This window comes from Deltaproteobacteria bacterium, from assembly GCA_016709225.1.
Lineage (GTDB): Bacteria > Myxococcota_A > Polyangia > Nannocystales > Nannocystaceae > Xiheibacterium > Xiheibacterium phototrophicum.
The window spans coordinates 572,421-586,309 of the sequence record JADJEE010000002.1 but is presented as its reverse complement, the minus strand read 5'-3'; the positions used below and the strand labels follow the sequence as shown (position 1 = coordinate 586,309).

14 protein-coding genes are annotated in these 13,889 nt (G+C 72.7%); 3 read left to right on the top strand and 11 right to left on the bottom strand.

Annotated features, from left to right (window positions below; genetic code table 11):
- Positions 1–16: 16 nt before the first annotated feature.
- Positions 17–613 (bottom strand): metallophosphoesterase family protein, encoded by a 597-nt coding sequence (locus tag IPH07_16725; protein MBK6919041.1) that lies wholly within the window; start codon positions 611–613, stop codon positions 17–19.
- 15 nt (positions 614–628) lie between these two features.
- The gene (locus IPH07_16720; GenBank protein MBK6919040.1) at positions 629–1,063 is read right to left on the bottom strand and encodes a hypothetical protein; all 435 of its coding nucleotides are present in this window, start codon (positions 1,061–1,063) and stop codon (positions 629–631) included.
- A gap of 225 nt (positions 1,064–1,288) precedes the next feature.
- Here IPH07_16720 and IPH07_16715 point away from each other — a divergent pair, with 225 nt between their 5' ends.
- Positions 1,289–1,966, top strand: coding sequence for a DUF3152 domain-containing protein (locus IPH07_16715; protein MBK6919039.1), 678 nt, complete (start codon positions 1,289–1,291; stop codon positions 1,964–1,966).
- Positions 1,967–2,007: 41 nt separating this feature from the next.
- Here the strand turns inward: IPH07_16715 and IPH07_16710 are convergent, their stop codons facing one another.
- The 5 genes from IPH07_16710 to IPH07_16690 form a co-directional block, all read right to left on the bottom strand.
- Positions 2,008–3,495, bottom strand: a complete 1,488-nt coding sequence (locus tag IPH07_16710; GenBank protein ID MBK6919038.1) for a beta-lactamase family protein — start codon at positions 3,493–3,495, stop codon at positions 2,008–2,010.
- A 92-nt stretch (positions 3,496–3,587) separates the two neighbouring features.
- Complete coding sequence (locus tag IPH07_16705) at positions 3,588–5,009, bottom strand: hypothetical protein (protein ID MBK6919037.1); 1,422 nt, start codon at positions 5,007–5,009, stop codon at positions 3,588–3,590.
- Positions 5,010–5,061: 52 nt separating this feature from the next.
- Positions 5,062–5,355 (bottom strand): hypothetical protein, encoded by a 294-nt coding sequence (locus tag IPH07_16700; protein MBK6919036.1) that lies wholly within the window; start codon positions 5,353–5,355, stop codon positions 5,062–5,064.
- Between the two features lie 98 nt (positions 5,356–5,453).
- Entirely contained in the window at positions 5,454–5,753 is a 300-nt protein-coding gene (locus tag IPH07_16695) for a hypothetical protein (protein ID MBK6919035.1), read from the bottom strand.
- Entirely contained in the window at positions 5,750–6,889 is a 1,140-nt protein-coding gene (locus tag IPH07_16690) for a hypothetical protein (GenBank protein ID MBK6919034.1), read from the bottom strand. The genes IPH07_16695 and IPH07_16690 overlap by 4 nt, the downstream gene beginning before the upstream one ends.
- A gap of 125 nt (positions 6,890–7,014) precedes the next feature.
- Between IPH07_16690 and IPH07_16685 the strand changes: the two genes are divergently transcribed.
- Complete coding sequence (locus IPH07_16685; protein ID MBK6919033.1) at positions 7,015–7,407, top strand: translation initiation factor; 393 nt, start codon at positions 7,015–7,017, stop codon at positions 7,405–7,407.
- Between the two features lie 128 nt (positions 7,408–7,535).
- Here IPH07_16685 and IPH07_16680 read toward each other — a convergent pair whose 3' ends face one another.
- From IPH07_16680 to IPH07_16670, 3 genes are read right to left on the bottom strand one after another with little or no spacing between them, the layout of a single operon-like run.
- On the bottom strand, positions 7,536–8,966 hold the full coding sequence (locus IPH07_16680) for a hypothetical protein (protein MBK6919032.1): 1,431 nt from the start codon (positions 8,964–8,966) through the stop codon (positions 7,536–7,538).
- Positions 8,966–9,322 (bottom strand): YaeQ family protein, encoded by a 357-nt coding sequence (locus tag IPH07_16675; protein ID MBK6919031.1) that lies wholly within the window; start codon positions 9,320–9,322, stop codon positions 8,966–8,968. Before IPH07_16675 ends, IPH07_16680 begins: the two co-directional genes overlap by 1 nt.
- A 38-nt stretch (positions 9,323–9,360) precedes the next feature.
- Positions 9,361–10,728: a thrombospondin type 3 repeat-containing protein gene (locus IPH07_16670; GenBank protein MBK6919030.1), complete on the bottom strand. Its 1,368-nt coding sequence runs from the start codon at positions 10,726–10,728 to the stop codon at positions 9,361–9,363.
- 450 nt (positions 10,729–11,178) lie between these two features.
- Here IPH07_16670 and IPH07_16665 point away from each other — a divergent pair, with 450 nt between their 5' ends.
- Positions 11,179–11,553 carry a hypothetical protein gene (locus tag IPH07_16665; GenBank protein ID MBK6919029.1) on the top strand — a complete coding sequence of 125 codons (375 nt, stop codon included), beginning with the start codon at positions 11,179–11,181 and terminating at the stop codon, positions 11,551–11,553.
- Positions 11,554–11,807: 254 nt separating this feature from the next.
- Here the strand turns inward: IPH07_16665 and IPH07_16660 are convergent, their stop codons facing one another.
- On the bottom strand, positions 11,808–13,841 hold the full coding sequence (locus IPH07_16660) for a bifunctional aldolase/short-chain dehydrogenase (GenBank protein MBK6919028.1): 2,034 nt from the start codon (positions 13,839–13,841) through the stop codon (positions 11,808–11,810).
- Positions 13,842–13,889: the final 48 nt, after the last annotated feature.

Here is a 13,889-nt window from a genome sequence, read left to right as displayed (position 1 = left end):
GTGGCGCCGCGTCGGTTCACGACGCCGCGAGGCCTGGCGGTAGCCACCGCTGGCCGGTTGCACAGTCGACGTGGGCCAGGCGGATCCCGGTGTCGCCGAGCTCGAGGGTGCCGAAGACGATGGGCAGCTGGAAGCGCCGCGGTCCCACCGAGCCGGGGTTGAACACCGCGAAGCCCTGATCGCGCCCGATGAACGGCACGTGGGAGTGGCCGCAGATCACGAGATCGGCGCGGCGCGCCCGGGCCAGGCGGACCACGTCGGCGCGCAGGCGCGGACCGTTGACGGCGATGTGCACGAGGAGGACCCGCAGCACGCGGGCATCGTCGCGCTGCAGATCGAGCACGACGACGTCGGGGGTCTCGTCGCGGTGGGCGTCGATGTTGCCGCGCACCACGATCAGCTCGGCGTGGGCGGCGAGCCGATCGAGCACGATCGGATCGCCGATGTCACCGGCGTGGAGGATCGCCCGCGGCGCGTACTCCCGCAGGCGATCGTCCAGCGCCGGATGGGGATTGCCGTGCGTGTCGGCGACCACGGCGAGGCGCGCCGTGCCCGGCGGGAGCGGCAGCACCGTGTGGCGTTCTCGGATCGACGCGCGCGGCAAGCTTGGCAAAGGTAGCGCGACCGCTCAGCGAGCGGTGACCTCGACCTCCACGATCCGGCCGTCGGCGCGCTCGATGCTCGCAATGCGGCTGGCCTTGCCCGGGCGCAGCCGCGGGCGGGCCTCCACCATGATGTCGTCGCCGCCGCCGCGGCACTGCAGCTGGATCTCGAAGACCCCGGCCTCGCGGCCGTGCTCGGTCCGCACGCGGCACTCGCGGCGGTTGTCGCCGCCGCTGACGAAGGCCTCGAGCTTGCCGTTGTCGGGCAGGGTCAGGCGCGTGCGCTGCTTCTTGGCGGTGCCGCGCTCGATGATCTCGATCTCGATCGTGCGGGGCCCGTCGTCGTCGCCACGCACGACGGCGTGGGTGGGTGCACGGGTCGGGGACGCGCCGGTGTCGGCGGCCGAAGTCGTCATGAGGGCGGGGAGCAGGAACTCGAGGAGGGTGGCGGTTGCGTCCATGGCCGCTGCCGCTTCGCAAGGACCGCGCCAGTGCCACACGACGAGGAGTTGCGGCGAGGGACGCCGCCCGGCATCGGCCAGCCGCTGACGAAACGTCGCGGGCGCGACCGCGCGCGAGGACGTCGCGTCAGCAGCGGCTCCGTGGCCGCCCGCGACGATCTTCGCCAGGAACGTGCGCGGTCGAAATGAACCTGGCACACCAGGGCGTCAGGCTCTAAAGAAAGCATGTTGCCCATCGTCGCAATCGGCCTGTCGTTCTGGCTGGACCTGGTGGTCGCGGGCGCGACGCCCGAGCCGCCCGAGCCGCCCGAGCCGCCCGATCCGCTCGACATGGCGCGGCGCCACGCGCCGGTCGAGCTGGAGGAGACCGAGTTCCTGCAGCTGTCGGCGCGGGACGAGGCGCAGGACTCCGCGGTGCGCGTGCGGGTGTTGGTCGAGCCGCGCTACGCGGAGCTCGCCGACGCATTCGCCGACACGGTGGCGGCGACGCTCGCCGACGCCGACGGCTGGCCGGCCGCGGGGTTGTCGTTCGCGGTGGTCGAGACGGACTGGGACATCACGGTGGTGTTGGCCCAGCCGAAGACGACCGATGCGCTGTGCGCTCCGCTGCGCACGGGCGGCACGTTCTCGTGCGGTCGCAAGGGCCGTGCGGTGATCAACGCCCGTCGATGGTTGCACGGCGCGGCCGGCTACCGCGGCAAGCTCGACGAGTATCGGACCTACGTGATCAACCATGAGGTCGGACACCTGCTGGGCTTCGACCATCGCCCGTGCAAGGCCAAGCGTCGGCCGGCGCCGGTGATGTCGCAGCAGACCAAGGGCCTGGGCGGCTGTGTGGCCTCGGCGCGGCCCAGCGCGGCCGAGATCGCCGCGCTCGCGAGCCGACCTGCGCGCTTCGAGTGACGACAGGCGACGCGCCGTCGCAGGGCCACGAGGCCGCCGGCTCAGAGCTTTGCCGCCACGCCGGCGCGGCTGACCAGCCAGCGCGCGTTGCCCTCGGCGTCGGGCCACACCACGATCTCGAACTGCACGCCGTCCTGCGGATGCGTCGTCGAGAAGGCCACTTCGGAGTACCGCTCGAGTGGGAAGGTCTTGCCGAAGTCGGTGAACGCGATCTCCAGTCCGCTGCCCGTGTCGGTGATGGTGATGTGTCCCAGCTGCCACTGGTCGTACCAGGCGCCGGGGATCGAGCCGAGCGTGAGCGGCGTGGGATCGACGGCGGGGAACTCGATCGGTCCGGCGTAGTGGTCGACGATGGCGTAGGTCATCTCGCCGGGATTCCAGGTGTCGCCGTTGGTCGTGACCGCGACGCCGAAGCCGAGCTCGGGCACCACCTGGATGTCGGTCAGGTAGCCCGAGATCGATCCGCCGTGCGAGACCAGCACTGGCGCGGCGCCCTCGTCGACGAAGAGACCGTAGCCGTAGTGCGCACCGGGCCACTCGAGCGTCGGTGCTTGCGGCGAGGCCATCTCGGCCAAGGTGCCGTCGGCGATGCCGTCGGCGTGACCGGTGGCGAGCGCGCGCACCAGCGGTCCGAGATCCTCGGCACTGGCCCACAGACCGGCGGATGGTTGCAGCGACTCGCCGGCGAGCAACAGCGGCCCGACCCAGCCTTGGCCCTGGGCGTGGCCGCGCGCGAACGTCCGCGTGGCGGCGATCGACGCATCCATGGTCGCATGCGGCATGCCGAGCGGGGTCAGGACGCGGCTCGCGACCGCGCCGGCGAAGCTGCCACCATCGGCGCTCGCAGCCACGAGGCCCGCGAGGGTGAAGCCGCGGTTGGAGTAGTTCCACACCGCGCCGGGCTCGGCCCACAGCGGCTGGTTGCCGTTGCTCACGAAGGAGTCGAGTAGCCCGTCGACCTCGACGAACGGCTCGGTCGGCCAGTCGCCGATCCCCGAGGTGTGCGTCAGAAGATGGCGGATCGTGATGCTGGCGGGGTCGAAGCCGGTGCGCAGCGCGAAGCTGGGGACGATCTGCGGCACCGGTGTGTCGAGCGTGAGCGCGCCCTCGTCGCGCAGCGAGAGCACGGTCATCGCGGTGACGATCTTCGAGCACGATGCGAGGTTGAACAGGGTGTCGGTGGCGACGGCGTTGCCCGCGTCGTCGGCGACCCCGAAACCCTCGGCGAACACGACCTCGCCCTGGTAGACGACCGCGACCGCCAGGCCCGGCGTGTTGGCGATCGCGGTGTTGGCCTGCTCGATGACGAACTGTGGATCGAAGTCGGTGCCGACCCCGGTGGTGCTGCCGGTGTCGACGCTGGCGGTCGTGTCCGCGGCGTCGCCGGACGAATCACCTGGGTCGGTGCCGGTGCCGGTGCCGTCGGCGGGCGCCGTGTCGCCGGGCCTGGTCGCACTGTCGTTCGCGTTCGGGTCGCCGCAGCCGGCGAGCAGGCTCAGTGCGATCGTGGACAGGCAACGGGAGGCCATGATCGAGCTGTGGACGCGGCACCGGTGTTGGTTCCCGCGGCCACGCCGGGGCGGCCCGCGCTCGCGCGCCGACCCGCCCGCTTCGAGTGACGTCAGGCGACGCGTCGTCGCCGACCCACGAGGAGCACGGTCCCGAGCAGCGCCAGCGGGGCCACGTCGCGGGCGGTGGTTCGCACGGTGCACGCGCAGCCGCCATCGTCGTCGCCGGTCTGCGGTGTGCCGCCGCCGGTGCCATCGTCGCCGGTGGGGTCGTCACCGCTCTCGCCACTGCCGCCGCCGGACGACGACGCCGAGCCGCCACCGCTGGCGGTGCTGTCGGCGGGCGCGTCGGTGCCGACGTAGATCGTGACCTCGTCCGCACCCTCGTTGCGGTCGTGATCGATCGCCTCGACGCGGATCACGTAGGTGCCCTGCGGGAGATCGGCGAGCTGCCAGCTGGTCTCGAACTGGTAGGCGTTGGAGATCAGCGGATCGGCGCCCTCGGGCGTCACCACCAGCCGCCAGCCCGCGCCCTCGTGGTCATCGGTGACCTCGGCCGCGACCGCGACGTCGGCCCCCGCGGGCAGCTCGGTGCCGTCGGCGGGCTCGGTGATCGTGACCTCCGGTGCGGTCACGTCGGGCGCGTTGGGCCCGAAGAAGGCCAGCAGCTCGGCGTCGTCGTTCTGCATGCCCGAGTCGTCACCGCAGAACGCATCGTGCACGTAGGTGCAGCTGATGCCGCCGGTCGCGTCGTTGTACGGCGTGCACGCGCTCGACCAGATCTTCTGACCACCCGAAGCGAACGGATACATGATGTGCTCCGAGCCATCGATGTGGTCGAGGCCGAACGCGTGCGCGGCCTCCTGCAGCGCGGTGTTGCCGAGCGTCAAAGCGCTGCTCGAGGCCTCGGTGAACGCGAAGGTCGTGTCGCGCCACCACACGTCGCCGCAGTCGGAACTGCACGAGACGCCGAGCGTGCCGGGGTCCATGCCGATGTCGGTGGGATCGCCGCCCATCATCACCATCGAGTAGGGCAGGTGAGCCGGTGGCGCGCTCTCGTAGGCGATGCGCACGGCATACGGTTCCATCGCGGCCTGGAACACCTGCACCATCGACATCGCCGAGCTGTTGGTGCCCGCGAACGCCGGGTAGTCGATGTCGACCGGGCCGACGCAGCCGGCCTGCATCTCGGCGGCATTGGTGCCCGAGCCGAGCGTGCCGCCGAAGAAGTTCAGATAGATGGTCGCGTAGTGCGGCGGCTCGTCCCACGGCGCGGCGGTGTCGCGCACGCGATCGCGCAGCTGCGCCGGCACCTGCGGCACGCGGGGGCGGATGACGTCGCCATCGAGCACCAGGTCTTGGGTCTCGAGGTGCTCCTGCAGCGCGGCGCGACGCGCTGCGATCTCGTCGGCGTCGAGCGGCCCACGTGGCGTCACCTCGCGGCCGAAGATGCGTTCGGCGTGTGCGGCGGGCGACGCGAGGGCGACCAGGGCGACGGCGACGAGCGAGACACCATGACGAGCGCGTAGGGACACGCCCCATCGTCGCATGGATCGCGGCTGCTCGGGCAGCGCCGGCGTCGCGCCTTCACGGCGTCGCGAGGTACTTCGCCGGATCCTTCTGGACCTCGAGCAACGCCTTCTCGGCGCAGAACACGTAGGTCTTACCCTCGTAGTCCCAGCGCGGCGAGTCGGCCGCGACGCGAAAGCGACGGCCGCTGTACGGGCAGATCGTCACGTCGCCGGTCTGGGCCTCGGTGTTCGGCACCAGCGTGGCCTCGTCGAGGGGATCCGCGGCGTCCGTGGTCGTGGGCGGCGTCGTCGCCGGCGAGGACTTCTCGCACGCGGCGAGCGCGAGCAGGAGGACGAGCGTGCGCGGCATCGCGGGCAGCATGCCATCGTCGCGCGCGCCGGTCATCCGTCACGCGGCGCCGAGAAGGGCCACGCACGCGGCGGTGCGGTTCTACCAGGCCCTGCTCGTCACCACGACGGCCCTTGGCGGCGACGCGCGCGGACGATCGCCTCGATCACGCGCAGCAGCACCGCCCCGGGCACGACGAACAGCAGGCCCACGCGCAGCACCAGCAGCGCGACGCCGAGCAGCAGCGCCCCACCGGCGCCCGCGGGCGCGAGCAGACGCTCGATGAGGTCTGTCCGCGCGGCGATGTCGATCAGGAGCGCATGCAGGACGACGAGCCCGAGCACCACCGCGGCGCAACGCAGGATCGTGGTGCGCACGGGCGACGCAATGCGCACGGCCGTCGTCGAACGCACGCTCATGGCCGCCTCGCGGTCAGCATGGTCAGGAGGATTGCGTTGCCGAGGGGTCCACCCGTGACGAAGCGGCGCTTGCCGTCGTGCTCGGCCGGGATGCCGAACAGCGACGCGGTGCGGACGAGCTCGACGAAGCGATCGGTGTCGCCGCGCCGACGCGCAGCCGCGATCGAGAACCCGGTGCCCGAAACCGACAGGCCGAGCACCACGGGCCCCGAGTCGATGTCGCCGTGGCCGGCGTGGCCGGGGGCGTACTCGCGGATCCCCCCGAATCCGAACAGCGACGCCGCGCCGACCTCGAGCACCGCCCGGTCGAGGTCGTCGGCGAGATCTCGATCGGCGAACGACCAGAAGTAGCCCGCGAGCGCGGTGCCCGAGGCCCGCGGCGCGTCGAGCGGGCTGCCATCGGGCCCCAGCGACTGCACGAGGTAGCCCGAGTCGGGATCGATCCACCGCGCGCGGTAGATCGACGCCATGCGCTGCACGAGGGCGCTGCGATCGACGCCGGTGATCCGTCCATGCTGCGCGATGGCCCCGACGATCGCGGCGAGGTCACACGGATACGCCTCGCCCGGGTACGTCTGCACGATTCCGAGCGGCTGGGCCTCGACGCGGCGCACCAACGCGTCGACGAGACGATCGTGCGCTCCGGTGTGGATCGTGTCGGGATCGAGCTCGCGCAGCGATCCCAGCGCGAGCGCGACATAGCCGAGGTAGCCGTGCCCGCGGTCGTCAGCGAGGCTCGCCCAGGGCCCCTCACCCCACGCCGCGGTCGCGAAGGCGAACGTCGCGTCATCGACGAGGCGCGCCGCGGCGGCGTCGATCGCCGGTCGGTAGCGCGCCTGCAGCTCCGGGTGGGCGAGGGCGACCTGCGCCAGGCCGAGCAGCGTCATCTGCTGCGTGCCCATCGCCCACTCGCCGTCGAAGCGCGCGTTGCCGGTGTGGAACGAGGCTGCGGTGACGGGCGCGAGGGCGGTGTCGGCGACCGCATCCGCGAGGCCCTGTGCCGTCTCGCGATCGTCGGCGAACCACGCTTCGGCGTCACGGCCGACGACGTGCCGCGGCACGAGCGTGGCGCCGACGAGCAGGCACGTCAGCGACAGCACGGCCCGGCGCAGGCGGGCGGGGATCGTCCTCGGCAAGACCCATGCAGTTAGGCCGCGATCGATCGCCCCGCCGCGCCATCCCGCACGAACGGTCGCGGGACGCAGCACGGCGGCGAGGATACGCGAGACGCGGCGGTGCGACCCGCCACATACTCCTGTCCATGGCGAAGCGCCGCGTCCCTCCGCCCGCCCTGGCACCCGCCTCGGGGCTGACGTCGAACCCATTCGCAGCGCTCGCCGATCGCCGCGACGTCGCGCCCGAGGGCGAGGCACCGGCGGTGCCCGAGGCCGCGGCGCAACCCGTGGTCCTTAGGGGCCCGGCGCGCGCCATCGTGCGCTACGAGCGTGCCGGCCGCGGTGGCAAAGAGGCCACCGTGGTCGAGCGACTCGGCCTGTCCACCGCCGATGCACAGACGTGGTGCCGCGAGCTCAAGCGACAGCTCGGGTGCGGTGGCGGCGTCGAGGGCGAGGACCTGGTGTTCGCCGGTGACCAGCGCACCCGTCTAGCGCGGCTGCTCGACGCGCGCGGCGTCGCGCGCATCACCGTGTCGTGACCGCGGCATCCTTCACATCCATTGCGACGACCCTGGTGGCCACGTCATCGGCGACCATACCGCTCGACCGCGTCTGCGCACGGCGGATTGCGTGGAAGAAGTCTGCCCGTGACGCCGCGGCTCGGCCGTCATCGCTGCGGCTTGGTCGACCGCCGCCGCCGCCGGGCGATCGGTATGGCGAGCAACCACGCCAGGGACGCGCGCGATCCGAGGCCCGATGCGCACCCGCAGCCGCCGCCATCACCCTCCGACGGCACGACCACCGCGGTGGTGTCGGATCCTGCGAGCGCGCCGCTCGATCCGCCCGACTCGCTCGTGGGCGTTCCGTCCGCGCTGCCGTCGCTGGTCCCACTGCTGCTCCCGTCGCTGCTCCCCGTGCTCGTGTCGCCCGACCCGACCGTCACCACGATCGGTGTGCTCTTGCGATCCGTGCCGTCTTGCCCGACGGCCACGCCTTCGACGACGTACGTGCCCACGGGGAAGTCGACGTTCGCGAACCCGAACGGCCAGCTCGCATCGCCGGCACCGGCGTCGACCCCATCGATCTCGAGCCGGACCTCGACGACCGGATGGTTGACCGCGAGCTCGATGGACAACCGCTCGCCGGGGACGAGCTCGACGTCACCAGATGGCGACACGAACCGGATGCCGGGAGTCGCCGCATCGTCGCCGAATGCCGGCCCGCAGGTGGTGCTCGGTCCGGACCGCAGCGTCGCGGCGCAGAGGTCGTCCCAGCTCGGCGCCGCATCGCCCGGGTCGAGGGCGAAGTCGCCACACGCATCCGTCGGAGACCACGCGCCCTCGCCGTCGTGGCACGGCGTCACATCGGCGGATCCGGCGATGCCGTCGACCATCGCCTGGAGCTCGGGCAGCACCGAGTCGACGCGTCGAGCGATGATGTCTCCGCTGCACTCGGTCGACTGGACGACGATGCCAGCGAGGTGCCACGATTCATCGGGATACCGAATGTACACGCCCGCGCCGAGATCGAGGCTGCCGCAGGCCGCCAGTGGCGGATCGGCCTGCAAGCGCAGGTTCTGGTCCCCCGCCACGATGATCCTCGCCGTCGCCCAGCGCTTGCGGCCGGCACCGGCGAACGGATCGGTGCCGTCGGCATCCGGTCCGCCCGCGCCGAAGCCCGTGATCACGACCTCGCGTCCGGGCTCGAGGATCCCGGTCTCGCAGCCCGCGACGACCGGCGTGCGCGGCAGGTCGAGGACCGGCTCGGCCAGCACGCAGACCGCCAGGGAGTTGAGTCCGACGTAGGCGCAGTCGTCCTCGGCGAGTCCGGTCAGGAACGCGAGCTCGGGCCCTTGGTCGTCCTCGCCGAGGGTGAGCGGGTCGATGAAGGCGGTCGGACACTCGTAGTAGGTCAGTGCGATTTGAGGATGGATGATCGTGGCCGCGCACGACTGACCGAACAGCGCCCCGGCCGTGAACCGGCCGACCGTGGGGAACTCGCAGGTCTCGGCATCGCCGCCGCCGAGCAGCGGCTGCGGCGGGGCGGGCGGGGTACCGAGTTCGGCGGCGAGCGACAGGGTCAGGATCAAGGGCAGCATCAGTGCCCCGTTGTCGATGCCAGCAGCGGTCGTGACGCGGGCCGCGGATCTCGCAGCACCCGCGGCGATGGCGAGCTCGCGCTGCTCGTGCTCGTCGGGCCGCCCCGCCGCGTCACTCGCAGGTGTCGATCCACGCCTGCAGATCGCCGCGCAGGTCGTGCTGCCACAGCGCCGGCTCCACACCGGCCGCGAGCCCGCGCGAGAACTCGAGCGCCCTCGCCGTGCTCGAGCGCCCGCGCCAGGACGCGGGCGACGAGGTCCGGCTCGCACGCGGACGGGTGCTGCGCGACCCGCAGATCGAGCCCCTCGTACACCCCGCGATCCGAGTCGGAGAGCGCGACCTCGAAGCGTCGCATCGTCGCGGTGAGCCCCAGGTCGCCGCAGTGTACCGCGTTCAGTCGAGCTCGGCCGCGCACGCGCGGGCGTGGGCCCCCGGCGCTGCGCACGGCCCGGCGGTCGTGTCGACGCACAGGCCGAGATCCTCGAGCCCGGGTGGCGCCTCGCCGTCGGCGAAGTACTGCAGGCACGTCGGCACCGCGACGAGGCCGCCCTGCGCACACGCGGCGTCGTCGCCGACCGTGCAGAACCTCGAGCAGCACGCGTCGCCCGGCGCACAGTCGAAGAACATCGGCGCCACGTGGACCGGGAACGCGCCGGCGACCACACACGCCGCGCCCCCGCCCCCGCAGCCGCCAAAGCAGTTGTCGGCGTAGTTCTGCGTGCCGTCGGTGAGCCCGCTGCAGAGGAACCCTCCCGGGGCGTCGCTGCACGCGGTGTTCTGGATCGCGGTGTCCGGCTCGAGGCACCACGTCGATGCCGCCCGCGGATCGCAGCAGGCCCCGTCCTCCCCCTCGGGGGTCATCGGGCAGGTGTCGCAGGCGTTGCCGATGCCGTCGCCGTCGCCGTCGAGCTGGCTGGCGTTGGCGAAGGGGCAGTTGTCGCAGGGCTCGTTCACCCCGTCGAGGTCGGCGTCGTCGAGCGAAGGATCGTCGCACGCCGCACAGGCATCGCCGGTGCCGTCGCCGTCGCTGTCGAGTTGATCGGGGTTGGCCACGCCCTGGCAGTTGTCGGTGGCGTCCGGGACCCCGTCGTCGTCGAGGTCCAGCATCGAGGTGAGGGGTGGAGCGACGAAGTCGACGCCGAGCTCGTCGGCCCGCGCCTGCAGGTTCGCGAGTACGCTCGCCGCATCGACGCGCCGCGCGGCGTCGTCGAGAACGGCGATCCGCCCGGCCTCGAGCGCGCCGTCGTCCGCGAGATCGACCGCGAGTGCGTTGAGCATCGCCTGCAGCTCGGGTGTCGCGTCAGGGCCGTCGGCCTCGTCGTGCGCCGCCTGGAGCACCATCGCGCTCGCGGCCAGGAGGTAGGCGTCATCCGCCGTGCCCGTCCCGAAGACCGCCATCGCGGAGAAATCCACGCCGGGGTCGTAGCCGACGCCGATCGGCAGGGCGGCGATCAGCTCCTCGCCGGCCTGCGCGAGCGCCTCGCTCGGCTCGCTGCCCGCGCCCAGCAACGCGCGCGCGCGATCGGTCGCGAGGTCGGTGAGCACGTTGACGCGGCTCGACACCGTGGGCGCGTCGACGACCACCAGGGCGTCGAGCGACACGGGGGCCCCCGAGAGGTCGCCGACGACCTCGTCGAAGGCGAAGCCCTGGGCCTGCAACCAGGCCAAGGCCCCGGGCAACGCGACCTCGAACGTCCCGAGGTCGTCCGTGACGACCGCGGGGAAGCTCTGCCCGGTGGGCGCCCCCGTCGCGTCGAGCATCGCGAAGTCGAGGGTCGATCCGATGATGAAGGGACCCTTCTCGACCGCTCCCTCGACCGCACCGCCCGCCTCGCCGCCGGTGCCCGTGGACCCGTCGGTCGAGCCGCCGGTCGAGCCGCCAGTCGAGCCGCCGGTGGACCCGTCGCTCGAGTCGGGATCACCGGACCCCGAGCCGCTCGAGGGGCCGCCGGTGGCGGATCCGGTGGAGGCCTCACTGCCGGGCGGCAGCTCGTCGCCTGCGGGCTCACCGACGTTGCAGCTCGCGGCCGCCGTGGTGAGTCCACAGGCGAGCAAGGCCCGGAGTCGGGAGCGCGAGCGGGGGTGGGGCACGTGGCGCGACGTCATCGTCATCAGCCATGGGCGCCCTAGACCGCATCCGTGTGCCGCCCCCTCGCTTCACGCGGATAGATCCGCTCGATCGCGACGTAGGCGGCCGAGGTGGGGTCCGGCGTGTGGACCGACGTGAACCACTCGTGTGGATCGAGGTGGCCGATCGGCGCGCTGCTCGGCCACTCGCCGGCGGAGCCGCACGAGCACCGCTTCAGCGACTGGACCACGCTGTTCCCAACCTTCGGCGTGCCGCCCGAGCACCCCGAGATCGCCGAGCAAGTGCGGCGCATCCGCGTGCTCGAGAAGGACCCCCACGCGATCTCGTTGTTCGAGCAGGCGATGCGCAACGATCGCGAGCGCGCACAACGGCCGCTCCGGACGATCATCGCGCCCGGCTCGGCGAGCGCGAACGACGTCATTCGCAAGCTCGACGGCGACGCGCCGTGGCCGGAGAAGTGGGCCGCGGTCGACGCGGCCCTGGCCGCACGGCGTTGAGCCCGGCCACGCGGAGGCGCCGGCCTCACCCGCACGGTGGCGAGCGGCGGCCCGATGTCGATCGTGCTGTCGATCGCTGCGTCGCTGCTGATGTCTTGCGGACCGGCGTCACCGGGGGTGCACGCGAGGCTCGATGCCGTGCGCGCGGCGTCATGCCTCCGGCTCGAGGCCGGCGTCCCAGCGATGCAGCCACCACAGCGGGCCCAGCACGATGCGTGCGGGGCCAACGCCCGGCAGTGTGGCACACCCCCGCGTCAGCGGGGCGCGGCCGCGATGTTGCCCCCGTCGACCGGCAGCACCGTGCCGGTCGTGCGCTCCGCCAGCGCGAGGGCCAGCATTGCGTCGGCGACGTCGTCGACGCCGACCTCGGCGCCCAGCAGGTTCGCGCGCCAGTAGGCCTCGGGCTCGAGGCCGCGGGCGCGGGCGCGCTCCGCCAACGCTTCGGGATCGAGCAGGTGCGTGCGCACGCGATCGGCATTGACCGCGTTGGCGCGGATGCCATGGGCGCCGCCCTCGACGGCGTACTGCTTCATGAGCGCGACCAGGGCCGCCTTGGCGATCGCGTAGGGGCCGAAGCCAGGGCCGGGGTTGAACGCCGACTTCGAGGCGTTGAAGAGCAGGAAGCCGCCGCGGCCCTGGGCCTTGAGCGCGCGCGTGACGGCCTCGGCGAACCACTGGTGCGCGAGCAGGTTCACCGCGAGGCTGCCCTGCAGGAGCTCGGGCGGGCAGGCGTCGATCGGGGCCTGCGGCGCGGTGCCGGCGTTGCTGACCAGGCCATCGACGCCGCCGAAGGTCGCGACCGCGGCGGCGACACTGCGGTGCACCGCGTCGCGGTCGGTCACGTCGAGCACCGCGAACGGGGCCTTGCACGCCGCGGCCGTGCGCGCGAGCGCTTCGGCGTCGCGATCGACCAGCCACAGCTGCGCGCCGGCGGCCGCCATGCGACGCGCGACCGCGGCACCGATGCCCATCGCCGCGCCGGTCACGATCACCACCCGTCCGCGCAGCGGCGCGCGGCCGCTCGACGCACCCACGGTGAGCTTCGCTTGCTCGAGCGACCAGTACTCCATGTCGAACAGGTCGCCTTCAGGCAGCGCATGGAACTCGCCCACGCGATCGGCGGCCTCGATGACGTCGATGGTGTGCTCGTAGACGTCGGCCGCGATCGCGGCTGCCTTCGCGTCGGCCCCGACGCCGACCAGACCCACGCCGGGGATCAGCACGATGCGGGGATCCGGATCGAGTGCGCGCCGCTGGACGCCCTTGGCCGCGCACTGACGCTCGAAGTACGCACGGTAGCGATCGCGGAAGCCGGCGACCGCACTGTCGGTCTCGTCGGCGTGGCGCGCAGGATCGTCGCCGAGCTCGAGCACGAGCGGCAGTGGCTTGGTGCGCAGCACGTGGTCCGGCGTGGCCGGGCCGCGCGAGGCTCGTCGCGCGAGCGCGGGGTCGTCGACGAAGCGTCGGACGGCCGGCGTGCTGCGCAGCGTCAGCACGTAGCGGCGGTCACCCGCGCCGAGACGGCCGCGCAGCACCGGCGCCAGCGCGGTCCAGTCGCGATCGGCCCGCGCCGTCGCGACCGGCGTGGGCACGGGGCTCGCCGCGATCGCGCGCTCGGCCCGATCGACGGCGTCGATGTGTCGTTCGTAGCTCTCGCGTGCGGTGTCGCCCCACGTGAACAGCCCGTGCTGCTGCAGCAGCAGGCCGTGGACGTGGGGGTGCCGCTCGGCGATCTCGGCCGCCAGCTTCGCCAGCGCGAAGCCCGGCATGACGTACGGCACCATCACGAGCGCGTCGCCGAAGACCTCGCGGCAGCGTGCGGGCGCGTCGGCCTGATCGACCCACGCGAGGATCGCATCGGCGTGGGAGTGATCGATGAACGCGTAGGGCAAGAACGCGTGCAGCAGCGTCTCGACCGAGGGGTTCGGTGCCGACGCGTCGAGCAGGCGCGTGCGCGCGGCGTTGACCATGTCCTCGTCCGACAGCGTCGGCAGCCGCCGCAGCGCGGCGAGGGTCTCGAGCCGCACCGCCGGCAGCCCCGCGGGCTCGATGTCGCCGAGGTCCCAGCCGCTGCCCTTGACGCACAGCACGCGCACCGCGGTGCCCGTGTCGTCGACCAGCGTGGTCTTCACGGAGGTGTTGCCGCCGCCGTGCAGCACCAGCGCGGGCTCGCGACCGATCAGCCGCGAGGTGTACACGCGCAGCGCGACGTCGTCGTTGGAGAGGGGCGCGCCGCCGAAGCGGTCGATCATCGCCTGCGCATCGGCATCGGACCACGAGGAGTGCATCGCGGGCCGAAGCCTACTGTAAGCCGGCGGCGTTGCGGGCCCGCGGGT

Bases quoted from the DNA above. Each gene is read 5' to 3' on its own strand.
- IPH07_16720 (MBK6919040.1), bottom strand. From the start codon at position 1,063: ATGGACGCAACCGCCACCCTCCTCGAGTTCCTGCTCCCCGCCCTCATG.
- IPH07_16715 (MBK6919039.1), top strand. From the start codon at position 1,289: ATGTTGCCCATCGTCGCAATCGGCCTGTCGTTCTGGCTGGACCTGGTG.
- IPH07_16710 (MBK6919038.1), bottom strand. From the start codon at position 3,495: ATGGCCTCCCGTTGCCTGTCCACGATCGCACTGAGCCTGCTCGCCGGC.
- IPH07_16700 (MBK6919036.1), bottom strand. From the start codon at position 5,355: ATGCCGCGCACGCTCGTCCTCCTGCTCGCGCTCGCCGCGTGCGAGAAG.
- IPH07_16695 (MBK6919035.1), bottom strand. From the start codon at position 5,753: ATGAGCGTGCGTTCGACGACGGCCGTGCGCATTGCGTCGCCCGTGCGC.
- IPH07_16685 (MBK6919033.1), top strand. From the start codon at position 7,015: ATGGCGAAGCGCCGCGTCCCTCCGCCCGCCCTGGCACCCGCCTCGGGG.
- IPH07_16680 (MBK6919032.1), bottom strand. From the start codon at position 8,966: ATGCTGCCCTTGATCCTGACCCTGTCGCTCGCCGCCGAACTCGGTACC.
- IPH07_16675 (MBK6919031.1), bottom strand. From the start codon at position 9,322: ATGCGACGCTTCGAGGTCGCGCTCTCCGACTCGGATCGCGGGGTGTAC.
- IPH07_16670 (MBK6919030.1), bottom strand. From the start codon at position 10,728: ATGCTCGACGCGACGGGGGCGCCCACCGGGCAGAGCTTCCCCGCGGTC.
- IPH07_16660 (MBK6919028.1), bottom strand. From the start codon at position 13,841: ATGCACTCCTCGTGGTCCGATGCCGATGCGCAGGCGATGATCGACCGC.